This window comes from Rhizobium sp. P1_B8 (genome assembly GCF_056406515.1).
Window position 1 is genome coordinate 48,428 of the sequence record NZ_JBFTZZ010000027.1, and the last position, 24,216, is coordinate 72,643.

The 24,216-nt window shown below is 61.4% G+C and carries 24 protein-coding genes; 11 read left to right on the forward strand and 13 right to left on the reverse strand.

What is annotated here, in order from left to right; translation table 11 throughout:
- The first annotated feature begins 105 nt into the window (after positions 1 to 105).
- The gene (locus tag AC1D2N_RS27080; protein ID WP_018241435.1) at positions 106 to 741 is read left to right on the forward strand and encodes a LysE family translocator; all 636 of its coding nucleotides are present in this window, start codon (positions 106 to 108) and stop codon (positions 739 to 741) included.
- 10 nt (positions 742 to 751) lie between these two features.
- Here the strand turns inward: AC1D2N_RS27080 and alr are convergent, their stop codons facing one another.
- Positions 752 to 1,915: an alanine racemase gene (gene alr / locus AC1D2N_RS27085; RefSeq protein ID WP_115156996.1), complete on the reverse strand. Its 1,164-nt coding sequence runs from the start codon at positions 1,913 to 1,915 to the stop codon at positions 752 to 754.
- 190 nt (positions 1,916 to 2,105) lie between these two features.
- Here alr and AC1D2N_RS27090 point away from each other — a divergent pair, with 190 nt between their 5' ends.
- The 3 genes from AC1D2N_RS27090 to AC1D2N_RS27100 all read left to right on the forward strand — a co-directional run bounded on the left by AC1D2N_RS27090 (position 2,106) and on the right by AC1D2N_RS27100 (position 3,998).
- The gene (locus AC1D2N_RS27090) at positions 2,106 to 2,927 is read left to right on the forward strand and encodes an AraC family transcriptional regulator (protein WP_018241437.1); all 822 of its coding nucleotides are present in this window, start codon (positions 2,106 to 2,108) and stop codon (positions 2,925 to 2,927) included.
- 67 nt (positions 2,928 to 2,994) lie between these two features.
- The gene (locus AC1D2N_RS27095; protein ID WP_130652132.1) at positions 2,995 to 3,699 is read left to right on the forward strand and encodes an AzlC family ABC transporter permease; all 705 of its coding nucleotides are present in this window, start codon (positions 2,995 to 2,997) and stop codon (positions 3,697 to 3,699) included.
- Positions 3,696 to 3,998 carry an AzlD family protein gene (locus tag AC1D2N_RS27100; RefSeq protein ID WP_018241439.1) on the forward strand — a complete coding sequence of 101 codons (303 nt, stop codon included), beginning with the start codon at positions 3,696 to 3,698 and terminating at the stop codon, positions 3,996 to 3,998. Before AC1D2N_RS27095 ends, AC1D2N_RS27100 begins: the two co-directional genes overlap by 4 nt.
- Positions 3,999 to 4,022: 24 nt before the next feature.
- Here AC1D2N_RS27100 and AC1D2N_RS27105 read toward each other — a convergent pair whose 3' ends face one another.
- The 6 genes from AC1D2N_RS27105 to AC1D2N_RS27130 form a co-directional block, all read right to left on the reverse strand.
- Positions 4,023 to 5,519: a replicative DNA helicase gene (locus AC1D2N_RS27105; protein WP_026188341.1), complete on the reverse strand. Its 1,497-nt coding sequence runs from the start codon at positions 5,517 to 5,519 to the stop codon at positions 4,023 to 4,025.
- A gap of 371 nt (positions 5,520 to 5,890) precedes the next feature.
- Positions 5,891 to 6,469 carry a 50S ribosomal protein L9 gene (gene rplI, locus AC1D2N_RS27110; RefSeq protein ID WP_018241441.1) on the reverse strand — a complete coding sequence of 193 codons (579 nt, stop codon included), beginning with the start codon at positions 6,467 to 6,469 and terminating at the stop codon, positions 5,891 to 5,893.
- A 22-nt stretch (positions 6,470 to 6,491) separates the two neighbouring features.
- Entirely contained in the window at positions 6,492 to 7,478 is a 987-nt protein-coding gene (locus tag AC1D2N_RS27115) for a DUF2232 domain-containing protein (protein WP_018241442.1), read from the reverse strand.
- A gap of 156 nt (positions 7,479 to 7,634) precedes the next feature.
- Positions 7,635 to 7,883 (reverse strand): 30S ribosomal protein S18, encoded by a 249-nt coding sequence (rpsR, locus tag AC1D2N_RS27120; RefSeq protein ID WP_003547038.1) that lies wholly within the window; start codon positions 7,881 to 7,883, stop codon positions 7,635 to 7,637.
- Between the two features lie 14 nt (positions 7,884 to 7,897).
- Positions 7,898 to 8,365: a 30S ribosomal protein S6 gene (gene rpsF / locus AC1D2N_RS27125; RefSeq protein WP_003547040.1), complete on the reverse strand. Its 468-nt coding sequence runs from the start codon at positions 8,363 to 8,365 to the stop codon at positions 7,898 to 7,900.
- A 375-nt stretch (positions 8,366 to 8,740) separates the two neighbouring features.
- A complete protein-coding gene (locus AC1D2N_RS27130; RefSeq protein WP_130747958.1) occupies positions 8,741 to 9,784 on the reverse strand; it encodes an aldo/keto reductase in 1,044 nt (347 codons plus the stop codon).
- 201 nt (positions 9,785 to 9,985) lie between these two features.
- Between AC1D2N_RS27130 and fabD the strand changes: the two genes are divergently transcribed.
- The 7 genes from fabD to gmk all read left to right on the forward strand — a co-directional run bounded on the left by fabD (position 9,986) and on the right by gmk (position 16,548).
- Entirely contained in the window at positions 9,986 to 10,930 is a 945-nt protein-coding gene (gene fabD, locus AC1D2N_RS27135; RefSeq protein ID WP_018241445.1) for an ACP S-malonyltransferase, read from the forward strand.
- Positions 10,931 to 10,960: 30 nt separating this feature from the next.
- A complete protein-coding gene (gene fabG / locus AC1D2N_RS27140; RefSeq protein ID WP_018241446.1) occupies positions 10,961 to 11,698 on the forward strand; it encodes a 3-oxoacyl-[acyl-carrier-protein] reductase in 738 nt (245 codons plus the stop codon).
- A gap of 287 nt (positions 11,699 to 11,985) precedes the next feature.
- Entirely contained in the window at positions 11,986 to 12,222 is a 237-nt protein-coding gene (locus tag AC1D2N_RS27145) for an acyl carrier protein (RefSeq protein ID WP_003547058.1), read from the forward strand.
- Between the two features lie 93 nt (positions 12,223 to 12,315).
- Positions 12,316 to 13,578, forward strand: coding sequence for a beta-ketoacyl-ACP synthase II (fabF, locus tag AC1D2N_RS27150; RefSeq protein ID WP_130728931.1), 1,263 nt, complete (start codon positions 12,316 to 12,318; stop codon positions 13,576 to 13,578).
- Positions 13,579 to 13,758: 180 nt separating this feature from the next.
- On the forward strand, positions 13,759 to 14,976 hold the full coding sequence (gene mltG, locus AC1D2N_RS27155; protein ID WP_026230833.1) for an endolytic transglycosylase MltG: 1,218 nt from the start codon (positions 13,759 to 13,761) through the stop codon (positions 14,974 to 14,976).
- Positions 14,977 to 14,994: 18 nt separating this feature from the next.
- Positions 14,995 to 15,882: a YicC/YloC family endoribonuclease gene (locus AC1D2N_RS27160; protein ID WP_477982360.1), complete on the forward strand. Its 888-nt coding sequence runs from the start codon at positions 14,995 to 14,997 to the stop codon at positions 15,880 to 15,882.
- 3 nt (positions 15,883 to 15,885) lie between these two features.
- Complete coding sequence (gene gmk, locus AC1D2N_RS27165) at positions 15,886 to 16,548, forward strand: guanylate kinase (protein WP_065277875.1); 663 nt, start codon at positions 15,886 to 15,888, stop codon at positions 16,546 to 16,548.
- Positions 16,549 to 16,590: 42 nt separating this feature from the next.
- Here gmk and rsmA read toward each other — a convergent pair whose 3' ends face one another.
- The 6 genes from rsmA to lptF all read right to left on the reverse strand — a co-directional run bounded on the left by rsmA (position 16,591) and on the right by lptF (position 24,190).
- The gene (gene rsmA, locus AC1D2N_RS27170) at positions 16,591 to 17,418 is read right to left on the reverse strand and encodes a 16S rRNA (adenine(1518)-N(6)/adenine(1519)-N(6))-dimethyltransferase RsmA (protein WP_112906488.1); all 828 of its coding nucleotides are present in this window, start codon (positions 17,416 to 17,418) and stop codon (positions 16,591 to 16,593) included.
- Positions 17,418 to 18,446: a 4-hydroxythreonine-4-phosphate dehydrogenase PdxA gene (gene pdxA / locus AC1D2N_RS27175; RefSeq protein ID WP_130728933.1), complete on the reverse strand. Its 1,029-nt coding sequence runs from the start codon at positions 18,444 to 18,446 to the stop codon at positions 17,418 to 17,420. Before pdxA ends, rsmA begins: the two co-directional genes overlap by 1 nt.
- 6 nt (positions 18,447 to 18,452) lie before the next feature.
- Positions 18,453 to 19,397 (reverse strand): SurA N-terminal domain-containing protein, encoded by a 945-nt coding sequence (locus tag AC1D2N_RS27180; protein WP_018241453.1) that lies wholly within the window; start codon positions 19,395 to 19,397, stop codon positions 18,453 to 18,455.
- Positions 19,398 to 19,581: 184 nt separating this feature from the next.
- A complete protein-coding gene (locus AC1D2N_RS27185; RefSeq protein WP_128401253.1) occupies positions 19,582 to 21,924 on the reverse strand; it encodes an LPS-assembly protein LptD in 2,343 nt (780 codons plus the stop codon).
- Positions 21,924 to 23,012: an LPS export ABC transporter permease LptG gene (gene lptG, locus AC1D2N_RS27190; RefSeq protein WP_018241455.1), complete on the reverse strand. Its 1,089-nt coding sequence runs from the start codon at positions 23,010 to 23,012 to the stop codon at positions 21,924 to 21,926. The genes AC1D2N_RS27185 and lptG overlap by 1 nt, the downstream gene beginning before the upstream one ends.
- On the reverse strand, positions 23,009 to 24,190 hold the full coding sequence (gene lptF / locus AC1D2N_RS27195; RefSeq protein WP_026188342.1) for an LPS export ABC transporter permease LptF: 1,182 nt from the start codon (positions 24,188 to 24,190) through the stop codon (positions 23,009 to 23,011). The genes lptG and lptF overlap by 4 nt, the downstream gene beginning before the upstream one ends.
- Between the last annotated feature and the right edge of the window lie 26 nt (positions 24,191 to 24,216).

Below are 24,216 nucleotides of genomic sequence, written 5' to 3' on the forward strand. Positions count from 1 at the left end.
TATCGTGCTTGAGATAATGGCTGTCGTGACGGATCAAAACTAATGATTTCCCCATCAGCGCACCCGTGCCTATCCTTTGCTCCTAGTCATCCGGAACGGTGGAAGATGTTCGATTATTCGCTCGCACACTGGCTTGCATTTCTGTCGGCGGCGGTTTTGCTCAACCTCTCGCCTGGCCCCGATATCGCCTTCATCCTCGGCCACACGATGAGAAGCGGAAAACGTGCCGGTTTTTCCGCGCTGTTCGGCGTCTGGTCCGGCGCCTGTCTGCATGTCCTGATGGCGGCACTCGGCCTTTCGGCCATACTTGCCGCTTCCGCCGTCGCCTTCTCGACAGTCAAATGGATCGGTGCCGCTTATCTCGTCTGGCTCGGCATTCAGGCTTTGCGCGCCGGCGGCGGCAATGGACTGATAAAGGCTGACGGTGAAGAAATGCCGGTCGCAAGGATCTACCGGCAAGGAATCCTTGTGTCGCTGCTCAATCCGAAGGTGGCGATCTTCTTCCTGGCCTTCCTGCCGCAATTCGTCGTCGAAGGGGCAGGACCGGCATGGGCCCAACTCCTGCTGCATGGCGGGCTCATCATTGTCGTCGCTGCCTTCATCGAGCCGCCGCTCGTCCTTCTCGGAGGGCGCCTTGCCGATGCGCTCAGGCATAATCAGAAAGTCGGGCTATGGCTCGATCGCAGCCTCGGCGCGCTCTTCGTGGCGCTCGGGGTCCGGCTTGCGCTCAGCAGCCGTTGACGGGCGAACTCTACTCCTCGGCGACATAGCGCCGCTCGTGGCGGAGCCCCATGCTGGTCAGGATCTCGTATCCGATCGTGCCTGCTGCCCGCGCCACGTCGTCGACTGGCATATTCTTGCCGAACAGCTCGACATAATCCCCGGCGCGCACGGCATTGTCAGGCAGGTCGGTGATATCGAAGATCGTCAGGTCCATGGTGATGCGGCCGGCAACCGGCACCTTGTGTCCGGCGATGAAACCTTGCCCACCTTGCGGCACCACTTGGCGCAGCGGCACGCCACCGCTCGACTGGCTGCGCATATAGCCGTCGGCATAACCGGCCGAGGCGATCGCCAGCCGGCTTTTGCGGTTGAGCTGCAGCGCCCGCCCGTAGCTGACGGTCTCGCCGGCCTCGACATTTCGCACCTGGATGATGCGCGCTTCCGCTGTTGCCACCGGCCGCATCGGGTTCGTCATGCCGCAGACCGCTTCGCCGCCATAAAGCGCAATGCCGGGGCGGGTCAGGTCGAAGTGATAATCCTCGCCGAGAAAGATGCCGGCCGAGGCGGCAAGACTTGAATCGATGCCTTCATAGGCGGCGCTAACCCTGTGGAATGATTCGAGCTGCCGCCGGTTCATCGCATGGCTGGGATCGTCGCCGCAGGCGAGATGGCTCATGACAAGCACCGGCGCGAAACTCGCCGGCCGCGAAACGTCGTCGACGAGCGCGATCGCATCGTCGATATGCAGTCCGAGCCGATTGAAACCAGTATCGACATGCAGCGCGCAGGGATAGTCGCCGTAATCGGCCAGCACCGCCATCCAGAAGGCGAGTTGCTCGTCGGAGGAAATCACCGGCACCAGATCATTGTCGAAGAAGCGCCGCTCGGTGCCCGGCCAGATGCCGGAGAGCACGAATATGCGCGCCTCCGGCGCATAGAGGCGAAGGGTGACGCCCTCGTCGACGGTCGCGACGAAGAAGTCGCGGGCGCCCGCCATATAGAGCGCTTCGCCGGCATCCTCGATGCCCATGCCGTAGGCATCCGCCTTGACGACGGCCGAGGCGCGCGCTGCGCCGGAGCGGCGCGCCATATCGCGCCAGTTCTCCGTCAGCGCGGTCAAGTCGACGGTCAGCCGCAGGCCTGCGGAAGCGAAAAGATCGTCGTCGTCGAAGGGAATGGGAAAATCTGTCATGAATCGCCGTGAAGAAATGAAGGGAAAATCACCTCACCCAGTCTAGTGAGCATTGCGACCAAGGGAAAGCGCGGGCGGTCACATACCATCCTTTGCCGCCTGTACGATCACTTTTGTTCAAGACGCATGGCGGCTTCGGCGCTAATCTACCCGCATGCAGAACGTATCTCAGAAAGAGGCGGCGGAGGCTATGCCGCTCGCCAACGTGGAATCGGCCCGCTTTTGGCGGGACAGCCGCTTCCGCGACATGGAGTGTCTGAGCGCTACCTTCCTCACTCATGAATATGCGCCGCATGCGCACGATACATTCAGCATCGGCGCGATTGAAAGCGGCAGCCAGATCGCCACGCTGAGCGGCAGGCGGGAGGAAACCGGCCCCGGCGACCTTTATCTTATCGATCCCGGCGTCATTCATGACGGTGCTCCCGGCGGCGAGGGCTACCGTTACCGCATGATCTATCCGGACATGAAATTATTCATCGATATTCTGGAGGATGTGACCGGCAAGGCCTTTCACGCGACGCCGTCTTTTTCCGGCGGGCTTCCACGCGATCCGCAGCTCGCCAATGCTTTTCACTCCGCCCATCGCACGCTCGAAAGGGGTGCAGGTGCATTGGAGTCCGATGAAAGCATGTTCTCGGTGCTGGCGGCGATCTTTGCGCGCCACGGCAGCACCATGGTCGTGCCTGTCGATACGCAGGAGCGAAGCGCCGTCGCCCGCGCCCGCGAATACCTCATCGAGAATTTCGACAGCGACGTCGGCCTTGAGGAACTGGCCGGGGTGGCGAGGTTGAGCCGCGCGCATCTCATCCGCGCCTTCCGCAAGGAATACCACATCACGCCGCATGCCTTCCTGACGGACCGGCGCGTGCAGGTGGCCCGCAGGTTGCTGCGGCAGGGGCGCATGCCGGCCGATATTGCGTTCGAATGCGGTTTTGCCGATCAGGCGCATTTCACCCGGCACTTCAAGGCGCGCACAGGCGTAACACCCGGTCAATTCCGAACGGGCTGATCACTTACGTTCAATACGGCTGGGTCGGGCTGGGCTACTGCTCCGCGATCTTAATCGGGAGGTTGCCATGTTGCAGCAGAGCCGGCCGGCCGGCGAATTTCTTGCCGGAATGCGCGCCATCTTTCCACTTGTCGTCGCCGTTGCTCCGATCGGCCTGGTTTTCGGCGCGATTTCGGCCACCAAGGGGCTTTCGGTCTTGGAAACAGCGCTGATGAGCGCGCTGGTCTTTGCCGGTGGCTCGCAGTTCGTGGCAATGGATATATGGGCGCATCCGGCAAGCTGGGTCGGCGTCGGCTTTGCCACCCTGCTGGTCAACATCCGCCATGTGCTGATGAGCGCCTCCATCGGCATGAAGATGCAGTCCTTCTCCACCATCAGGCGCTATGCCGCCATGTTGTTCCTTGCCGACGAACTCTGGGCCATGGCGGAGTTCCGCGCCGGCAGCACACGGCTGACGCCCGTATGGTATGCCGGTATCGTCATGCCCTTCTATGCCGCCTGGGTCGGCTCTTCGCTGGCAGGCGCGTTGCTCGGCGCCTTTCTGGGCGATCCCGCGGTCATCGGTCTCGATTTCGCCTTTCCGGCCGTGTTTGTCGTGCTGGTCATGGGCTTCTGGAAGGGACCGGAAACGGGCGCAATTCTGGCCGCGAGCGGAATTGCAGCCGTTGTCGTCCATCATTTCGTGCCGGGCGTCTGGTATATCGCAGCCGGTGCTTTGGCCGGACTGGTGATGGCTTTCTGGAAGGGTCGGGTACAGGAGCAGGCCGCATGACGCTTGATATCAATACCCTGCTTGCCATCCTCGCTATGGCATTCGCGACGATTTTCACGCGCATCAGTGGTCTCGTCCTCATCCGTCATGTGCAGCTGGACGAACGCTGGAAAACGGCGATTGAGGCGATCCCGCCGGCGGTCCTGATGGCCGTGATAGCTCCGACCGCCTTTGCGACCGGCTGGGCGGAGACACTGGCATGTGCCGCAACGGCGCTGGCCGCCCGCCGCCTGCCGATGCTTGCCAGCGTCGTCGTCGGCGTTGTGGCGGTGGCCTTGTTGCGGGCCGCAGTTTTCTAAGGGAAATTGACCCGGAAAACCGCGTCAATGTTCCTCGTACTGTGTGAAGGAAGGATCGGCGAGATCGGCAAAGCGCGTGAATTCTGACTGGAAGGCGAGTTTCACCGTGCCCGTCGGCCCGTGGCGCTGCTTGGCGATGATGACGTCGGCCGTGCCCTTCACCTTGTCGAACAGCGCTTCCCATTCCGGATATTTCGGATCGTGGATGTCGCGCGGCTCCGAATTCTTGACGTAATATTCCTCGCGGAACACGAAGAGCACAACGTCGGCATCCTGCTCGATCGAGCCGGATTCGCGAAGGTCGGACAGCTGCGGCCGCTTGTCGTCGCGGCTTTCGACCTGACGCGAGAGCTGCGACAGCGCGATGATCGGAACGTTGAGTTCCTTGCCGAGCGCCTTGAGGCCGGTGGTGATCTGGGTGATTTCCTGCACGCGGTTGTCGCTGGATTTGCCCGAACCGGTCATCAGCTGAATGTAGTCGACCACAAGCACGTCGAGGCCGCGCTGGCGCTTGAGGCGGCGGGCGCGCGCCGAAAGCTGGGCGATCGAGATGCCGCCGGTCTGGTCGATATAGAGCGGCACCTTCTGCATCATCATCGAGCAGGCGACGAGCTTTTCAAAATCGGCATCGTTGATGTCGCCGCGGCGGATCTTCGAGGAGGAGACTTCCGTCTGCTCGGAGATGATACGGGTGGCGAGCTGTTCCGACGACATTTCGAGCGAATAGAAGCCCACGACGCCACCGTTCTTCGCCTTCATGCTGCCGTCCGACTGGACTTCGCCTTCGTAGGCGGCGGCAATATTATAGGCAATGTTGGTGGCAAGCGAGGTCTTGCCCATGCCGGGGCGTCCGGCCAGCACGATCAAGTCCGAACGCTGCAGGCCGCCCATCTTGGAATCCAGCGAATGGATGCCGGTGGAAATGCCGGAAAGCCCGCCGTCACGTTCCTTGGCGACAGCCGCCATGTCGATGGCTAGCGCAACCGCATCGTTGAAGGCCTGGAAGCCGCCGTCGTAGCGGCCGTTTTCCGCCAATTCGAAGAGGCGGCGTTCCGTATCCTCGATCTGCGACTGCGGCGGCATGTCGAGCGGCGCGTCATAGGCGATGTTGACGACGTCCTCGCCGATGGTGATCAGCGCCCGGCGCAGCGCCAGGTCGTAGATCGCCCGGCCGTAATCCTCGGCATTGATGACGGTGACGGCATTGCTGACGAGACTCGCCAGATATTGCGAAACCGTCATGTCGCCGACCTTCTCGTCGGCTTTCAGGAAGGTCTTGATCGTCACCGGGTTGGCGATCTTACCCATGCGGATGATATCGCCGGCAACCTCGAAGATCTTCCGGTGCAGCGGTTCATAGAGATGGATCGGCTTCAGGAAGTCCGACACCCGGTAATAGGCGTCGTTGTTCATCAGGATCGCACCCAGAAGCGCCTGCTCGGCTTCGATATTGTTGGGTGCTTCGCGATAATGCTGCTCCGACGGGGCAACAGCTGTAATCTTTCGAGCGGCGTCGTTCATCATCATCCGTTCTGTCTTTTTCCAGCTCCGGAGTTGCAATTCCGGACGCGAAAATCAAGAGGCTACGAAAGGAGCGGGGGCTCGCTTCGCCTAAATCCTGAACGCTGTGCACGTTGTTCGACTTCTCCACAGTCTTGGGCGACACAAAGGAGAAATACTGGCAGTGTCACCCGCACGACACGGTATGGCGCCGACTCAGCCCATCCGTTTCGGAGAACGCTACTTTAGCGCGATGCCATAAGGCACGCAGCAAAAACATCCGGACAATCCCCTTAAAAAGCGACCCAGTCCACTACGCCTATGGAAGGGATGGAAACGAAAAAGCCCGGCGCGGTGGCCGGGCTTCCCTGTCGCGGATCGCTCCGACGAAATTATGCTTCGTCTTCGTCGACGCCGTCGGCTTCCGGATCGAAGAAGTCTTCCGGACGCAGCGCGTCTTCGTCGACGCCGTAGATCGCGTCGACCGAGGTGAGTTCTTCACCCTTGGACTGGCGCTCTGCCTCTTCGGCCGAACGGGCAACGTTCAGCTCGACGTGGATTTCGACTTCGGCATGCAGCTGCAGTTCGACCTTGTGCAGGCCGATCGACTTGATCGGCGTGTTGAGGTGAACCTGGTTGCGGCCGATGTTGAAGCCTTCGGCGGCGAGAATCTCGACGACGTCACGGGCAGCAACCGAACCGTAGAGCTGGCCGGTTTCGCCGGCGGAACGCACGACGATGAAGGACTTGCCGTCGAGAACGTCGGCGACCTTCTGGGCTTCCGACTTGCGCTCGAGGTTGCGGGCTTCGAGCGTCGCACGCTCGGCTTCGAAGCGGGTCTTGTTGGCGGCGTTGGCGCGCAGCGCCTTGCCGAGCGGCAGCAGGTAGTTACGGGCAAAGCCGTCGCGAACCTTTACGGTTTCGCCCATCTGGCCGAGCTTGGAGATGCGTTCGAGAAGGATGACTTCCATTTTCTTTTTCCTTTCTTGTGTCTCAGATTTTCGTATCGGATTGTTTGGGGGCATCAGCATCTTTCGTCGGGGTCAGCGCGATCGCCTTGCGCGTATCGCTGAGACCGAGAACGAGGATGAGGAGAGCTGGCAGCAGCATGAGCATCGAGGCCAGATAGCAGAGGATGAGAGCCGGTATGCGCCAGTCCTTGCCGCGCGTGCGGAAATGCAGCGAGGCGAAACCGGAAAGCATGAAGCCGGCGCCGAAGGTGCCGATCACGGTCGCACCGACCAGCGCCGGAATGCCGCCGAAAAAGCAGGCGGCAAGCCCGGCCAGGAAGATGAAGATCGAGTTGCGGTTCATGCGCAGCGACGAGGGAATATCCTCGCGCGGGCGAAGGCCGCGGCCGGACGCTGAGACGATGCGCACGGCGAAGTAATAGGCGGCAAATAACATGCTGACCCACATGCCGCCCTGCAAAGCCGGCAGCATCAGCAGGATCAGCGACTTGGTCTGCGCAGTCGCCGCCGGATCGGGCATGAATTCCGGCTGCTGCTGCTTGAGCGAGGTGATCAGCAGATCGACGATCGGATCGGTAATCTCAGGTCCGTAGCCGATGATCACACCGATGACGATGACGGCGAGCGTCACCAGACCGCAGAGATGCAGCAGGATATCGGAGAGCGGATACCAGGCAAGCAGATGGTCGGGGCCGCCGAGTTCGGCGGCCGGACGCGCCAGATTGGCGAGATGGCTGAGCCAACCGGCCGGCAGAAGCGTCACCAGCGTCATGATCAGCGCGAAGGAGGGCGAGATCAAGATCGCCCCGAGGGCCGCAGCGGTGACGACGGCCGAGACCGCGGCGGCATTGCCCCATCCGAGCCCGACGATCAGGATCGGCAGCGCCGAGGCCGTGTAGAGAAGCGCACTGAAAAACGACGGCTGCATGCTCGCGCCCAGCACCAGCAGGGCGGCGGTCAATCCGGCGAGTGCGCCGATCAGCAGCGTTCTAATGTTCGGTCGTTTCAAGGTCGCTGTCCTGCTTCATCAAGCAGTTAGAGGATGTTGCTGAATCAAATTCAGAAACGTCTCAACATGGGTTTTAAGAGTTCCGATCCGCGCCCATCGCGGAAGGGAGAAGGGAAGGCACGAATGCCTTCCCTAAAAGGTGTCGGCGTCGACCGATTAGGCGACGACGTAGGGCAGCAGGCCGAGGAAACGGGCGCGCTTGATCGCCTGGGCGAGTTCGCGCTGCTTCTTCTGGGAAACGGCCGTGATGCGGGACGGAACGATCTTGCCGCGCTCGGAAATGTAGCGCTGCAGCAGGCGTACGTCCTTGTAGTCGATCCGCGGCGCATTGGCGCCGGAGAACGGGCAGGTCTTGCGGCGGCGATGGAACGGGCGGCGGACCGGAGCGGAGGAAGTTTCAGACATATCTCAGATCTCCCTTATACACGGTCTTCGCGCGGACGGCGCGGACGGTCGTCACGGTCGCCGAAGCCACCTTCACGCGGCGGACGCGGGCCGCGGTCGCGATCACCGAAGCCGCCTTCACGCGGGCCACGGCCGCCTTCACGCGGACGGTCGTCACGGTCGCGCTTCTGCATCATGGCAGACGGACCTTCTTCATGCTTCTCGACGGCGATCGTCATGTAGCGAAGAACGTCTTCGCTGATGCGCATCTGACGTTCCATTTCCTGGACGGCAGCAGCCGGGGCATCAATGTCCATCAGGGCGTAGTGCGCCTTACGGTTCTTCTTGATGCGGTAGGTGAGGGACTTAAGGCCCCAGTTCTCGATACGCCCGACCTTACCGCCATTCGCTTCGATCACACCCTTGTACTGTTCTACGAGGGCATCGACCTGCTGAGCGGAAATATCCTGCCGGGCAAGGAATACATGTTCATAAAGAGCCATGACAGCTTTGCCTTTCTTGCGTTTGGTTCAACCCGATATTCGGCGGCTAAGCCTCAACGACTGCTCCTGATTGGGCGGACCCAGGCAAGAAAGCGTTTCCGAGACGGTCGAGAGCGGAGACACGGGAGGCTGGAACGCTTCCGTTCCGAACGATTTCCGAAAGGAAACCGGCCCTCCGTTCAGCCACCAGCCAGAAGACCGGGTTAACGAACAGCGCGGCTTATACGGATTTTTCGCGGAAAGGCAAGCGCAATCGGACAATCGAACCCGACGCAGACCGGTGAGTAGAGCGTGATGCCGAAAACTGTGAGCGGTTTTCGGGCGACATCATGCTCTCATCCCGTTCGGCGTCGGGCAGGCGTTAAAGGAATATGATCAAAGCGTCAGCGGATACTGCCGGTGCACCTTGGCGATCTCCGTGAGCACCTCGTCCGAAAGCGTTAGGTCGGCCGCACTGATATCGACTTTCAACTGCTCCATCGAGGTTGCGCCGATGATGACCGACGCCATGAACGGCCTTGATCGGCAGAAGGCAAGCGCCATCGCTGCCGGATCGAGACCATATCTGGCCGCGATCTGCAGATAGGCTTTGGTCGCCGGCTCTTGCAGGGGCTGCAGGCGGCCTCCGATATCGGGGTTGATCGAACCGCGCGAACCCTTCGGCCTGACACCATCGACATATTTTCCGGAGAGGATGCCGCCGGCGAGCGGCGAATAAGCGAGCAGCCCTACATCCTCGTGATGCGAGAGCTCGGCGAGATCGAGATCGAAATGGCGGTAGAGCAGATTATATTCGTTCTGGACGCTCGCAACGCGCGGCAGGTTCTTCTGTTCAGAGAGCGTCAGATATTTCTGTATGCCCCAGGTGGTCTCGTTGGAAAGACCGATCGCGCGGATCTTGCCTTCCTTCACCAGCGCACCGAGCGTTTCCAGGATGTCGAGCATATTGGCGACGGCCTCGTCGCGATCCTGGTTGAAGGGATTGTAGCTCCAGTTCTGGCGGAAATGGAAATGGCCGCGGTTCGGCCAGTGGATCTGGTAGAGGTCGATATAATCGGTCTTCAGCCGCGCCAGACTGGCCTCGAGCGCCAGGCGGATATTCTTTGCATCGGCACCTTCGCCGCCGCGTATATAGTCGCGGCCGCGGCCTGCGACCTTGGTGGCGAGCACGATATCGCCGCGCTTGCCGGTCTTCTTGAACCAACTGCCGATATAGTCTTCGGTCCAGCCCTGTGTCGCCGCCGAAACCGGGGTGGTCGGATAAAGCTCGGCCGTGTCGAAGAAATTGACGCCCTTTTCGACGGCGTAGTCCATCTGCGCATGAGCATCGGCTTCGCTGTTCTGCGAACCCCAGGTCATCGTGCCAAGGCAAATCTCTGAAACGGAAATCTCAGTGCGGCCTAGTGAATTGTACTTCATGAAAAAACCTTGGGAGAGAGGTGAAAGCCTTGGGGAGGTCCGCGCAAATCTAGGCTGGATTTGGCGGAGCGCAAGAGCAAAAACCGGGCTTTTGCGCCGGTGCGAAAGGCTTTGCGGAGAATGAGCCGCCACTTGACTCTGCCGGAAAGAATGTCAATTGGAGGCAAAACAGCCTTAAGGGGCGTAATCAGGGACATGAAAATGACCATCGCTTTCACTTTTCCCGGTCAGGGCAGTCAGGCCGTCGGCATGGGCAAGGATCTCGCCGAGAATTTCGCGGAAGCTCGCGCCGTTTTCGAAGAGGTCGATCAGGCGCTCGGTGAAAAGCTTTCGGACGTCATGTTCAACGGTCCCGAGGATACGTTGACCTTGACGGCGAATGCCCAGCCGGCGCTGATGGCCGTCTCGATCGCCGTCGTCCGCGTTCTCGAAGCCAAAGGGCTGGATCTGAAGTCGAAGATCGCCTACGTCGCCGGTCATTCGCTCGGCGAATATTCGGCACTTTGCGCCGCCGGCACCTTTTCGCTCGCCGACACCGCGCGGCTGTTGCGCATCCGCGGCAATGCCATGCAGGCGGCCGTCCCAGTCGGCGTCGGCGCTATGGCCGCGATCATCGGCCTCGAACATGCCGACGTCGTTGCCGTTTGCGAGGCAGCGGCCGCTGCCGGCGCCTGCCAGATCGCCAACGACAATGGCGGCGGCCAGATCGTCATCTCGGGCGAGAAGGCAGCCGTCGAAAAGGCGGCCGGCCTTGCGACCGACAAGGGCGCCAAGCGCGCCATCCTGCTGCCGGTCTCCGCTCCGTTCCATTCGACACTGATGGCGCCGGCCGCCAACGCCATGCGCGAAGCGCTGGCAACGGTCGCCAAATCCGATCCGGTCGTGCCTGTCATCGCCAATGTCCGTGCTGCGCCCGTGACAGGCGCCGACGAGATCGCCAGCCTCCTGGTCGAGCAGGTGACCGGCCAGGTCCGCTGGCGCGAGACGGTGGAATGGTTCGCCGGAAATGGCGTCACGACGCTTTATGAACTCGGTTCCGGCAAGGTGCTGACCGGCCTTGCCCGCCGCATCGACAAGACGATCAACGGCATCTCCGTCAACGGTCCGGCGGATATCGACGCGGCCGTCGCCGCCCTCATGGCCTGATTGGTATCTCCAGATATAAGGAACGTTTCCATGTTCGATCTTTCCGGCCGCAAGGCTCTCGTCACCGGCGCATCCGGCGGTATCGGCGAGGAAATCGCCCGACTTCTTCATAAGCAGGGCGCTATCGTCGGCCTGCACGGCACCCGCGTCGAGAAACTGGAAGCGCTGGCCGCCGATCTCGGCGAGCGCGTCAAGATCTTCCCGGCCAATCTGTCCGACCGCGATGAGGTCAAGGCGCTCGGCCAGAAGGCCGAAGCCGACCTCGAAGGCGTCGATATTCTCGTCAACAATGCCGGCATCACCCGCGACGGGCTCTTTGTACGCATGAGCGACGAGGATTGGGACGCCGTCCTCGAAGTGAACCTGACATCGACGTTCCGCCTGACGCGCGAATTGACGCACCCGATGATGCGTCGCCGCTATGGTCGCATCATCAACATCACCTCCGTCGTCGGCGTCACCGGCAATCCAGGGCAGGCCAATTACTGCGCCTCCAAGGCCGGCATGATCGGCTTCACCAAGTCCTTGGCGCAGGAAATTGCCACCCGCAACGTGACGGTCAATTGCGTGGCACCGGGCTTCATCGAGAGCGCCATGACCGGCAAGCTGAACGACAAGCAGAAGGAAGCGATCATGGGGGCGATCCCGATGAAGCGCATGGGCACGGGCGGCGAGGTCGCTTCGGCGGTGGCTTACCTTGCGTCCTCCGAGGCTGCTTACATGACGGGTCAGACGCTGCACGTAAACGGCGGCATGGCGATGATCTGAAACGACAAACTGTTGGCATGGGAATAATTCCGCCAATAGCATGTTGAGCAATCACGAACCGTTGATTTTCTGGCTTTGCGGCAGACATAAAGCATGTTAAGCGGGCCATGACTGTCAACAGTCGTCCCGAGAAAGCAGACGGACCGGCGGGCTTTTTTGCAAGCCTGGGACATCTCTGAAGCCGGGTAAACGAGTTTGCCGAGGATGTCTGAAAACATCGCAGGCTGAAACAGGGTAGGGGTGCCGCGATGGCATTCCGATCAGGACATAAGGTCGAGGAAACCGACATGAGCGATATCGCAGAACGCGTAAAGAAAATTGTTATTGATCATCTTGGCGTTGATGCCGACAAGGTCGTCGAGAGCGCCAGCTTTATCGACGATCTGGGCGCTGACTCGCTCGACACGGTCGAACTTGTCATGGCTTTCGAAGAAGAATTCGGCGTTGAAATTCCTGACGACGCTGCCGACTCGATCCTGACGGTCGGCGATGCCGTRAAGTTTATTGAGAAGGCCCAGGCCTGATCCTGTGAATTTGAGAAAGGGCGGGCCTGGAGTCCGCCCTTTTCTTTTCGGCATACTTCTCCATAGAACATAAGAGACGGGGGAAAGCACGCGATGAGACGTGTCGTCATCACCGGTACCGGCATGGTATCACCCTTGGGATGCGGAACCGAGGTGACGTGGTCGCGGCTGCTTGCCGGTCAGAACGGCGCCCGCCTCGTCACCGAATTCGAGGTCGATGACCTTCCCGCCAAGATCGCCTGCCGTATTCCTATCGGTGACGGCACCGACGGCACCTTCAATGTCGATCAGTGGATGGAGCCGAAGGAGCAGCGCAAGGTCGACCCCTTCATCATCTACGGCATGGCCGCCGCCGACATGGCGCTTGCCGATGCCGCCTGGCATCCTGAAACCGATGAGGACCAGATCGCCACCGGCGTGCTGATCGGCTCTGGCATCGGTGGTATCGAAGGCATTGTCGAGGCGGGTTACACCCTGCGCGACAAGGGCCCGCGCCGTATCTCGCCCTTCTTCATTCCCGGCCGCCTGATCAACCTCGTCTCCGGCCAGGTCTCGATCCGCCACAAGCTGCGCGGACCCAATCATTCGGTCGTCACCGCCTGCTCGACGGGTGCGCATGCGATCGGCGATGCCGCGCGGCTGATCGCGCTGGGTGACGCCGACGTCATGGTCGCCGGCGGCACGGAATCCCCCGTCAGCCGCATTTCGCTTGCAGGCTTTGCCGCTTGCAAGGCGCTGTCGACCCAGCACAACGACGACCCGCAGAAGGCTTCGCGCCCCTATGATCGCGACCGCGATGGCTTCGTCATGGGCGAAGGCGCCGGCATCGTCGTGCTCGAGGAACTGGAACACGCCAAGGCGCGCGGCGCCAGGATCTACGCCGAAATCGTCGGCTACGGCCTGTCAGGCGATGCCTATCACATCACTGCGCCGTCCGAAGACGGCGAGGGTGCCGGCCGCTGCATGGCGATGGCGCTGAAGCGCGCCGGGCTGACGCCGGCCGATATCGATTACATCAACGCCCATGGTACCTCGACCATGGCCGATACGATCGAACTCGGTGCCGTCGAGCGGCTGGTCGGCAACGCGGCGTCGAAGATCTCCATGTCTTCGACCAAGTCGGCGACTGGACACCTTCTTGGTGCAGCAGGCGCCATCGAGGCGATCTTCACCACGCTCGCCATCCGCGACAATATCGCGCCGCCGACGCTCAATCTCGACAATCCCGAACGTGAGACGGCGATCGATCTTGTTCCGCACAAGGCTCGTGAGCGGGAAATCAATGTGGCGCTGTCCAACTCGTTCGGGTTCGGCGGCACGAACGCGTCGCTCGTGCTGCGCCGTTACGCGCAATAAAAGTCCTGTGCGGTGGAGCGGGTCTCCCTTACACCGCAACCGGCCGTCCTCTACGTTGCGTAGGAGGGCGCGCGAAAGCATAACGACCGGCAACGGCGTCTTTGAACGGCGGCAGAACCTGCTTTTGCCGCATTGCTTCGCGAAATAGCGAAGTGAGGGTCAAGTTTTAGAGGATTGCCGGTGAGCGATACGACGAACCAGAGCAACGATAGCCAGGCGCAGAAGGGACCGATCATCCCGAAGTCGCCGAACGAAGCCCTGCGTCCTGAGCGTGTCCCGGAGCCGCCGCGGCGGTCCAGGAAAGCCCGCGGCCAGGTCGTTCTTTTCCTGAACTTCATCATGACGCTGGCGGTTCTGGTCTGCGTCGTCGCCGTCATCGGCTTCTACTATGCCACATCGACCTATCGGAACCCCGGTCCGCTGCAGACCAACACCAATTTCATCGTCCGCAACGGCGCTGGTCTGGCCGAAATCGCCTCGAACCTCGAGCGCAACGCAATTATCAGCGATGCCCGCATCTTCCGCTATCTCACGGCAACGCATCTTTCTGCCGGTGAGAGCCTGAAGGCGGGTGAATACGAGATCAAGGCGAAGGCCTCCATGAGCGATATCATGGAGCTTCTGAAATCGGGCAAGTCCATTCTCTATTCCGTTTCCTTCCCTGAGGGCTTGACGGTCCGCCAGATGTTTGACCGCATGCTGCAGGACACCGTGCTCGAAGGTGACTTGCCGGCCGCACTGCCGACCGAGGGCAGCCTGCGTCCGGATACCTACAAATTCTCGCGCGGCACCAAGCGCGCGGAGATCATCGACCAGATGGCGGCTGCACAGCAGAAGCTCGTCGATCAGATCTGGGACAAGCGCGACTCCTCGCTGCCGCTGCGATCCAAAGTGGAATTCGTGACACTCGCCTCGATCGTCGAAAAGGAAACCGGCGTTCCCGACGAGCGTGCCCATGTCGCCTCCGTTTTCCTGAACAGGCTCGGCAAGGGCATGCGCCTGCAGTCCGATCCGACGATCATCTACGGTCTCTTCGGCGGCGAGGGCAAACCCGCCGACCGGCCGATCTACCAGTCGGACCTCAAGCGGGACACGCCTTACAACACCTATGTCATCAAGGGTCTGCCGCCGACGCCGATCGCCAATCCCGGCAAGGATGCGCTGGAAGCCGTCGCCAATCCCTGGAAGACGCAGGACCTCTATTTCGTCGCCGACGGCACCGGTGGCCATGTTTTCGCTGCGACGCTCGAGGAGCACAATGCCAACGTCAAGCGCTGGCGCAAGCTCGAAGCCGACAAGGGCTCGGACCCGAACATCGCAGTCGACGGCCAGCCGGAAGAGCAGCCGGCGGATAATGGCGCCACCGTCGTGCCGCCGAAGAAAAAGAAGATCAACTGATACTTTCGGGAGGCACGCATGGCTTTGCAGTCCATGACCGGTTTTGCGCGGCGCGAGGGAACGAGCGGCCGCTGGCGCTGGGCATGGGAATTGCGCTCGGTCAACGGCAAGGGCTTCGACCTGCGCCTGCGCCTGCCGCCTGGCCTCGAGCGCATGGAGGCAGACGTCCGCCGCCTCGCCGGCGAGAGCTTCAGCCGCGGCAACCTGCAGGCATCGCTATCCGTCACCGCCGACGAGAACCGTTTCGAGGCGGTGCTGAACAAGGAGGCGCTCGCTGCCGTGCTGGCCATGCGCGAGCAGTTGGACGGCGTCATCGATCCGTCGCCACTGAAGCTCGATACGCTGCTCCTGGTGCGCGGCATCATGGAATTCCGCGAAAGCGAGGATGGCGAGGAGGCGCTTGCCGCCCGTGACGCCGAGATCGCTGCCGGCTTGCTGGCCGCGCTTTCCGATCTGAGAGCAATGCGCGAACAGGAAGGTTCGGCGCTGACGCGTATCCTCCTCGACCATGTCACGACGATCGAAGGCCTGACACGAACGATCGAGCTCGATCCGTCTCGCTCGCCGCAGGAGATCGCCGCGCGGCTGGTCGCGCAGGTCGCCTTGTTGATGGATGGCATGGCCGCACTCGACCGCGACAGGCTGCATGCCGAAGCCGCACTGCTGGCGACCAAAGCGGATCTGCGCGAGGAAATCGATCGTCTCAAGGCTCATGTCGCCGCAGCGCGCGATCTCCTGGTGAAAGGTGGGCCTGCCGGGCGCCGGCTGGACTTCCTTGCACAGGAATTTAACCGCGAATCGAATACCATCTGCTCGAAGTCGAACGCCTCGGCGGTCACCGCTGCCGGCATCGAGTTGAAAGTCGTGATCGACCAGTTCCGCGAGCAGGTCCAGAATTTGGAGTAAGACATGAACCCGGCGAAATCCTCGCCCGTGCAGATCGCCCGCCGCGGTCTGATGCTTGTCATCTCGTCGCCGTCGGGCGCCGGCAAGTCCACCATCGCGCGCACGCTTCTGGAGACCGACAGGCAAATCGGTCTTTCCGTCAGCGTCACCACACGTCATCGCCGCCCGAGCGAAGTCGAGGATGTGCATTACCACTTCAAGAGTGTGCGCGAGTTCGAGCGGCTGCGCGATAGCGACGCGCTGCTCGAATGGGCCGAGGTGCATGGCAATTTCTACGGCACACCGCGCGAGCCGGTCGAGCAGGCCATGGCCGAAGGCCGCGACATGCTCTTTGACATCGATTGGCAGGGCGCCCAGCAATTGCAGGAGAAGATGTCGGCCGACGTGGTCTCGATCTTCGTGCTGCCTCCGACCATGACGGAACTCCAGTCGCGGCTGCATCGCCGTGCCGAGGATTCCGAGGAGGTCATCCAGACGCGCCTCGCCAATAGCCGCGCCGAGATCGCCCACTGGCGCGAATACGACTACGTCATCATAAACGACGATCTCAACGCCGCCCTCGACGCCGTCCAGTCGATCGTCAAGGCCGAACGCCTGCGCCGCGACCGCCGCCATGGCATGTTCGACTTCGTCCGTGCATTGCTGGAAGAGACGCCCTCGCTTTAGAGCAGCTCCTGGGAAAACCGCTTCGCACGTTCCTGAATTGCCCTACAGGCTGTTTGCCAGAAGGCAGAATTCCTCGACAGATAGGGTTTCCGCCCGCCGCGCCGGATCGATCCCGGCCTTGACAAGCAGGCTCTCGCCGCCGAGCGATTTCAGGCTTTGGCGCAGCATCTTGCGACGTTGGCCGAAAGCGGCCTGCGTCACTTTTTCCAGATTGGCGACAACGCAGGGGATCGGGTTTTCGCGAGGGGTCAGCTGCACGACCGTCGAAGTCACCTTCGGCGGCGGCGTGAAGGCTTGCGGCGGCACGTCGAAGGCCATGCGTGCCTCTGTTCGCCAGCCGCAGAGCACGCCGAGACGGCCGTAATGGTCGTCGTCTTCGTTGGCGACGATGCGCTCGCCGACTTCTTTCTGAAACATCAGCGTCAGCGACTGCCAGAACGGTGGCCAGGCTTTCGGCAGCAGCCAGTTGACCAGCAACTGCGTGCCGACGTTGTAGGGGAGGTTGGCAATGATCTTGATCGGGCCTTCCGGCGCCAATGTCTCGAAATCCGTCTTCAGCGCATCGCCTTCGATCACCTCCAGCCGGCCGGGATAATGATCAGCGATCTCGGCGAGCGCCGGCAGGCAGCGTGTATCCCGCTCGATAGCGATAACCTTCCTGGCACCGAGCGCCAGGATCGCGCGCGTCAGCCCGCCGGGGCCGGGGCCGACTTCGAAAACGGTCGCATCGTCGAGCGCCCCCGCCGTGCGGGCGATCTTCTGGGTGAGGTTGAGATCGAGCAGGAAATTCTGCCCGAGCGCCTTGCGCGCGTCGAGGCCGTGACGCTGGATCACGTCGCGAAGCGGCGGCAGGCCATCGAGTGCTGCCATCAGCGGCGGCTTTCCGCGCTGCGGCCGAGCTGGGCGGCAAGCTTCAGCGCCGCAACAAGGCTCTGCTCGCGCGCCAGTCCCTTGCCGGCGATGCCGAAGGCGGTGCCGTGATCCGGCGAGGTGCGCACGAAGGGAAGCCCGAGCGTCACGTTGACGCTGTCGTCGAAACCAAGTGCCTTGGCTGGGATCAGTGCCTGGTCGTGATACATGCAGACGGCGACGTCGTATCGCGCCCGCGCCTCGTCATGGAACATCGTATCGGCGGGCAGGGGGCCGATCGCATCGATGCCCTCGTCGCGCAGGCGCTCGATCGCCGGTCGGATGATATCCTCGTCCTCCTTGCCGATCGCCCCGCCTTCGCCCGCATGCGGGTTGAGGCCGGCAACGGCGAGCCGGGGCGCCTCGATGCCGAAACGCTGCCTCAGGTCTTCATGGGCGATCCGGCAGGTCTCCACGATCAGTTCGCCTGTCAGCGCCTGCGGCACGTCCCGGACTGGAATGTGGATGGTGACGGGAATCGCCCGGAGCTTCGGTCCAGATAACATCATCACCGGTGTCACCGGCCGGCCGGTCGCCCGGGCGGCGAGATCGGCGAGAAATTCGGTATGGCCGGGAAATCGGAAACCCGCCTCGTAGAGCACGGCTTTAGAGATGGGATTGGTGACGACCGCGAGCGCCTCGCCGGTGATGACAAGCGACACGGCTTTCTCGATCGCCGCGATCGTGCCTTTCGCCGTTGCCGCATGCGGCTCGCCGGCCACCACCTCGATACCGGCCGGTATGGTCATGACGGGCAGCGCGTCGGCAAACATGCCGGCGGCCTCGCTGGCTTTATCGGTCTCGCGGATCGAAACCGCCAGATTGAGCTGGCGGGCTCTCAGCGCCAAGACATCAGGATCGCCGATCAGGAAGAAAGGCGGCAGCCCGAGTTCACGCCGCCGGAGCCAGGCCATCAGAGTAATGTCCGGCCCGATGCCGGCGGGGTCGCCCTGGGTCAGCGCAAGCGGTCGCGAAAACGGTATCGCCATTGTCGGTCAGCGATAGGCGATCTGCGCCTTTTTGCGCAGTTCATCCAGGTATTTCTTGCTGTTTTCGTTTTCCGGGCTGGCGTCCTTGCCGCCCTTGGACTTGTCGAGATCTTCCTGGCGGAAGACCATTTCGGCGGCCTGGTCGTCGGAGACCTGCCGCTGGCTGCAGATTGCCAGGTATTCGACGCCCTTGTCGGTGACGCGGGTCCCTGTCGTGTTGCCCTTGGCCTGCTCGACCAACGGCTTCCAATCCGGCGGGATCTCGGGGGCGAGCATGCGGCCGAGATCGCGCACGGAAACGTCACGCATCGTCGCGGCAAACACCTTTGCCTGGTCGCAGCCCGGAAATTTCGAGCGCGACGCCTCGGCCTCGCCCTTGCGCTTGCCGGTGATGGCCCCGCGCTTGGCTTGCGGAATGACGAAGATGATCTGCTGCAGCATATATTCCGTCGTTACCGGCTTCTGCTTGTTGTTCTGCATCATGCGCGAGACGAGATCGTAGTTCGACAGCCGCGACGTCGAGCCGTAGCGGGCGTTGACCACACGCGGCCAGCTCATCTGCACGGCGATGAAACCCTTGAAATGGTCGACGCCGACACCGGCGCGATCGAGGATCTGCGACATCTGCTCGGGGGAAAGCTTGTTGCCGCTCGAAAAGCGCGCGAAAGACGCATCGACGTCCTGCTGCGAAACCGACATATGAACGCGAGCGACCTCCTGCCGCTTGAGCGCCTCGTCGATCAATTGCTCCTCGGCGGCCTTGGCATCGGCCTTCGTATGCTGCAGGCGCAGGAAGGCCTGGCGCTTGGCGACATCGCCGCTGGTGATGGCGGTGCCGTTCACCACGGCCTTGACTTCACTTGCCGCAAGCGCTGGACCGGCAAGGCCTGTCAGCAATGCAAGCGCTGCCCCGGCGAGGAACTTGGTTATGGCCTTTTTCGCGTCAATCATCTGTTGACCTCCCGATAGCGCCGCGAGACGTTGTTCGCGGCGTTCTTACCACAGTGCGAGACACGCGGAAATCGCTTCCATCACGGCGCGAAACCCCTATGCCTCAGATACCGACTGGCGGCAATGTCCTGCACAGGCATACGGCGAAAGAATGGCTTCAGGCCATGTTTGCGCCGACCGTCCGTCAGTTGAGGCCATCCGAGCTGTCTCCAGAATAGCCGACCTTGATGTCGCCGAGCGTGCGGAAGGTCAGCCGCGCGCCGATCGTCCAGTCACTTGCCGACTCGTCGTCGGAATCCCTGCTGTCGGTATAGGCGATCGTGAAGATCGTGCATTCGTCCTCATAGGACAGGCCAAGCGTCCGGCGGCTAATCACATCATTGTTCAGATCCCAGGCGATGCCGCCGAAAATCGACCAGTAATCCTTGAACTTGATTTTGCTGCTGGTCTGGATCTCGTCATTGTCCTCGTCGAAGCCATATGCCGGCTGGGCGCTGAGATGGGTGAAGGTCACCTGCGAAGAGAAGGTGTCGTTCTGGTAGGCCGTCGTCAGGTCGCCGCGGCGGAAATCGAAATCCTTCTCGTCGAGGCGGTAGGAGGCGGTCACGGAAACGCCGTACGGTGTCTCGATGCCACCGAGGCCGACATAGTCGGAGCGAGTGGTTTCAAGGCCGGAATCGGCGCCGACATTGACGAGGTCATCGGTCGCAAACGAGTTCTGACCGGCGATCTGGTACGATTGGCCGAAAATGCCGTGCAGCTTGTAACCGCTGTCGAAAGTACCGGTGTACTGGATGCCGACATTGGCGCGGGTACCGCCTTCGACGCGGTCGTAGCCCGAGAATTTGTCGCGGTCGAACAGTGAGGTGGCGTCGAAGACGAAGCTTTGAGCATCCTCGTTCGGCAGGCGGCCTGCGAGTTGCTCGTCGGGGCGGGCATAGATCTGTGCGATCGGCTCGAGGACATGAGTGCTATTGTCAGTCGTCATCAGGATCGGATAACGCATCTCTAGCCCGGCCGTGACCATCGAGCGGGTGGCGGAATTGCCGTCGTCGTAGTTGCCGGCGTAACCTGTGGGATCGTCCATGTTCAGCGCGAAGGCGTCGCCGCGCGCGGCCAGCAGCGGCGTGATCACCAGGCCGGTCGGCGTGACGTAGGTGCGCTTCCACTGTAGCTCGGCAGTCAGCCGCGAGGTCTGACCCTTCAGGCCGCGGAAGCGGTCGAAGCCGTCGACGGTATAGAAGTCGTCATGGGTGCGCGAAATATTTGTCAGGTTGACATCAGCCGAAAGCTCGCCGCCTGCCAGCGGCTGCGGCGCCACATAGTGATAGTCGAGCGACGGATAGACGATCGCCTGCTGTTTTTCGGCAGTGTTCTTCCGGTCGGCATCCTGGACGTCGAAATAGAACGCCCGCATGTCGAAATAATTGCGTTTCCCAAGTCCCGTCAGGTAGATCTGGTTGGTACGATCGGTGCTGGTCAGGCCGCGCAGCTTGTAGGTGCGCGAGAAGTTGTTGTCGCTCTGCATCATGACGTCCCAGCCGAACGTCCAGCGCGGATTGATGCGGAATTCGGCCTTCGATGCCACCATGCCACGCTGGCCGGCTTCGGCATCGCTGGTGCCGGAGCTGAAATTGTCCGGCTTTGCCTGGTCTATACCGGCGACGCGCAGGATATGCGTGCCATTTTCGAAGCGCTGGCGGAATTCGCCTTCGACGAGGAAGCCCTGGGCGGTGTAGCCGGTGGCGGTGACCGTCGCGTCCATGCTCGGCGAGATCACATAATAATAAGGAACGGAAAGTCCGAAGCCAAGATTCTGCGACAGGCTCATCGTCGGGAAGAGAAAGCCCGACTTGCGCTTCACCGTATTGTCGGGAACTTCCATGACCGGGACGAAGGCGATCGGATAGCCGAGCAGCTCGAAGCGGGCTCTCTCCAGGCGGATCGTGTGGGTCACGCCGTTCTGGATGACACGCTTGGCCTTGACCTGCCAGAAGGGTGCGCGCTTCGGATCTTCGGCGCAAGGAAGGCAGGCCGTGTAGACGCCCTTGTTGAGAATCATCTGCGTGCCGCCGACGCGCTCGCCGGTTTCGGCGACGATACGGGTATTGTCGGCAGTTTCGATGCGCAGCGAGTTCATGAACCCGTCAGCGAAATTGTCAGTCACGTCAAGGTTGTCGGCATAGATGCGGTTGCCGTCGGGGCTGACCAGCTCGATATTGCCGATCGCCATCATCCGGCCGGTCTTCTGATTGTACTCGACCTTCTGCGCGACCATCTTGTAGCCGGCATAATTGATCTGCACGCCGCCGACCGCCGACACCAGATCGGCGTCACGGTTATAGACGAGTTCATTGGCCGAAAGCAGAAGCTTGGCCTCTGCAGGAATCTTCTTCTCGATCGTTTGTTCGGGCGCGCTGACCTGGCCGTATGAGACCGGGACACTGCCGAAATAGGAACATAGAGTCGCGCCGACAAGCAGGGCAACCAGCTGTTTACTAAAATACTTGCGGTCGCCTACCGCCACTAGCCGTCCTCCTGATGAAGCAGAATAGTCGCACCCAAGGCCAGCGCGACGACCACCGGTATCCACGTCGCCACGAAGGGAGGCACGACTCCACTGCTTCCGAATGCCTTTACAAGCACGGTGATGACATAAAGCATGAAGCCCGAAAGGATGCCACCCAGAATCACGGAGCGGGATTGGTTGAACCGGCTAAATTTTAGAGACACTGTTGCAGCAATGAGAGTCATGGCCACCAGCAGCAATGGCTGGGACAACAGGGAGTTGAATTGCGTCTCCAACGCCTTGGTTGAGATGCCGAAGGATTTGGCCGCCGCAATCCGGTTGGAAAGGTCAAAGAAACCAATTGTTTCCGGCGCTGTCAGCCGCTCCTGGACGAAGTCCTGTTTCAGATTGGTGCGAAGTTGAACCGAAGCTTTACGCACCGGGATTTCGCCAGGCTGGCGCTCGACAACATTGTTAAGTTGCCAGTAACCATCTTCCAATTTTGCCGTGGCCGCGTCCTGTCTCAGAATGACCTGACCCCTTGAATCAAAATGGATCAGCACGGCGTCGATCAGCTTGGTTCCGTTATCCTGGACCGTCTGGGCGCCGATGATGACATCGTCCCGGCCACTGATCTGGCGCAGCCACGGAATCTGCGGGGCCTTGCGCAGAACCGCGTTCTCGCCGCGCCAGTCGGATTCGACCAGCAGTGCCTGGCGCTGTCCCCAGGCCGCAAGCGGGTTGAGCGCCGCCATCGTCAACAGGCCGAGCGCCAGCGAGCCGGCGATGAAGGGGAACATGAACTGCCAGACCGAAATCCCGGCTGCGCGCGTCACGACGAGCTCGTATTTGCGGTTGAGGCCGATCAGCACCGTCATGCCGACGAACAGCGCGATGAACGGCACCGTCTGCTGCAGGATGAGCGGCAGGCGCACGGCGGTCATCAGCACGCCGCCGCTGATCGTGTAGCCGGGCAGACCGGACATGCGGCCTGCCGTCTCGCTGAAATCGAGGAGGAAAGAAATCGCCGAGACGCCGATCAGGAACCAGCCCGTCGTTACTAGGTAGCGGCGAAAGAAATAACGCGACAATGTCCCGAACATCATTGGGCGGTGCCCCCGCCGGTCCTGCCGGTCGCGGCAAGCAGCCTTTCCTGCATCTGTCTCCAGAAAGACGAAATCCGGTCCCGAATGAACGAAGGCATGACCAATCGTTTGTGCAGGCCGAGGAAGACGATCGAGACGATGCTGCTGACAATCGGTATGGCATAGAGGACGGCGATATATTCAGGGTCGGTGTCGATCTGATTGGCCGCGTAGAAGGCCGCCCATCGCATCGCGAAGGCATAGGCGAGAGCGCTCACCATCGGATGCAGCCGCGCTTCACGGTGCGAGCGCGCATCGCCGGCGATCGCCAGTGAAAACAGGGCAAAGACAACGGGCAGGATCCAGTCCGTCAGCCGGCGGTGCAGTTCGGCGCGGTAGCTTTGCGGCCGGATCGTATAGTCCTTGTCGGCAGGATCTGGATTGAACAGGAACCACAGGTCACGGTCGCTGGCGCGCAACGTCGCCTGACCGCGACTCTCCGTCATGTCCGAGAGGTCGAAGGAATAGGAATCGAAATTGATGACCGAGACGTTGCCATCGGGTGTTTTGCGGTGCACTTCGCCTTCATGCATGATCAGGGTCGTGCCCGTATCGTCGACGGCGCCTTCCTTCGCATAATAGATCAGTTCGTAGGCCGGATCGCGCTCGTCGGCGACGAAAAGGCCCTTCAGCATGCGGCCGGCCATCCGCTGCGAGATCTGCACATAGAGGCCTTCATCAAGCTTGCGGAAGGTCTTTTCTTCGATCACCGAAGAGAGGAGATCAGCATAGGTCTCGGCGATCATCTGGCGCACGACGGTTTTTGCGCGCGGCTCGACAACGTTGTCGACGAAGAAGGAAAAGACGCTGATGACGGCGGCAAGCAGCAGGATCGGGCGGATCAACACGCTGCGCCGCGCCCCGGCCGCGTCGATGACGGTCAGCTCGGAATCGTTGTTCATCGTCGTCAGCGTCTGGGTGATCGCGATAACGAGGGCGAAGGGCAGCACGACGGGAATGATCGACGGCAGGATCATCGTTGCGAGCTTGGCGAACGAGCCGATCGACTGGCCGCTGTCGGTAACCAGATTGATGCGCTGCAGAACCTGAGTCGTCCAAATGATCGCCAGAACGGGCAGGAGCGCCACGAGAAACATCTGGCCGACGCGCCGCAATATGTATGTCTCGAGTAGTTTCATGCCTGCCCTTGAAAGCACCTGCACGC

What these genes read in the sequence shown, in the direction of transcription:
- AC1D2N_RS27080 (WP_018241435.1), top strand. Translation starts at nt 106, where the DNA reads ATGTTCGATTATTCGCTCGCACACTGGCTTGCATTTCTGTCGGCGGCG.
- alr (WP_115156996.1), bottom strand. Translation starts at nt 1,915, where the DNA reads ATGACAGATTTTCCCATTCCCTTCGACGACGACGATCTTTTCGCTTCC.
- AC1D2N_RS27090 (WP_018241437.1), top strand. Translation starts at nt 2,106, where the DNA reads ATGCCGCTCGCCAACGTGGAATCGGCCCGCTTTTGGCGGGACAGCCGC.
- AC1D2N_RS27095 (WP_130652132.1), top strand. Translation starts at nt 2,995, where the DNA reads ATGTTGCAGCAGAGCCGGCCGGCCGGCGAATTTCTTGCCGGAATGCGC.
- AC1D2N_RS27100 (WP_018241439.1), top strand. Translation starts at nt 3,696, where the DNA reads ATGACGCTTGATATCAATACCCTGCTTGCCATCCTCGCTATGGCATTC.
- AC1D2N_RS27105 (WP_026188341.1), bottom strand. Translation starts at nt 5,519, where the DNA reads ATGAACGACGCCGCTCGAAAGATTACAGCTGTTGCCCCGTCGGAGCAG.
- rplI (WP_018241441.1), bottom strand. Translation starts at nt 6,469, where the DNA reads ATGGAAGTCATCCTTCTCGAACGCATCTCCAAGCTCGGCCAGATGGGC.
- rpsR (WP_003547038.1), bottom strand. Translation starts at nt 7,883, where the DNA reads ATGTCTGAAACTTCCTCCGCTCCGGTCCGCCGCCCGTTCCATCGCCGC.
- rpsF (WP_003547040.1), bottom strand. Translation starts at nt 8,365, where the DNA reads ATGGCTCTTTATGAACATGTATTCCTTGCCCGGCAGGATATTTCCGCT.
- AC1D2N_RS27130 (WP_130747958.1), bottom strand. Translation starts at nt 9,784, where the DNA reads ATGAAGTACAATTCACTAGGCCGCACTGAGATTTCCGTTTCAGAGATT.
- fabD (WP_018241445.1), top strand. Translation starts at nt 9,986, where the DNA reads ATGACCATCGCTTTCACTTTTCCCGGTCAGGGCAGTCAGGCCGTCGGC.
- fabG (WP_018241446.1), top strand. Translation starts at nt 10,961, where the DNA reads ATGTTCGATCTTTCCGGCCGCAAGGCTCTCGTCACCGGCGCATCCGGC.
- fabF (WP_130728931.1), top strand. Translation starts at nt 12,316, where the DNA reads ATGAGACGTGTCGTCATCACCGGTACCGGCATGGTATCACCCTTGGGA.
- AC1D2N_RS27160 (WP_477982360.1), top strand. Translation starts at nt 14,995, where the DNA reads ATGGCTTTGCAGTCCATGACCGGTTTTGCGCGGCGCGAGGGAACGAGC.
- gmk (WP_065277875.1), top strand. Translation starts at nt 15,886, where the DNA reads ATGAACCCGGCGAAATCCTCGCCCGTGCAGATCGCCCGCCGCGGTCTG.
- rsmA (WP_112906488.1), bottom strand. Translation starts at nt 17,418, where the DNA reads ATGGCAGCACTCGATGGCCTGCCGCCGCTTCGCGACGTGATCCAGCGT.
- pdxA (WP_130728933.1), bottom strand. Translation starts at nt 18,446, where the DNA reads ATGGCGATACCGTTTTCGCGACCGCTTGCGCTGACCCAGGGCGACCCC.
- AC1D2N_RS27180 (WP_018241453.1), bottom strand. Translation starts at nt 19,397, where the DNA reads ATGATTGACGCGAAAAAGGCCATAACCAAGTTCCTCGCCGGGGCAGCG.
- lptG (WP_018241455.1), bottom strand. Translation starts at nt 23,012, where the DNA reads ATGATGTTCGGGACATTGTCGCGTTATTTCTTTCGCCGCTACCTAGTA.
- lptF (WP_026188342.1), bottom strand. Translation starts at nt 24,190, where the DNA reads ATGAAACTACTCGAGACATACATATTGCGGCGCGTCGGCCAGATGTTT.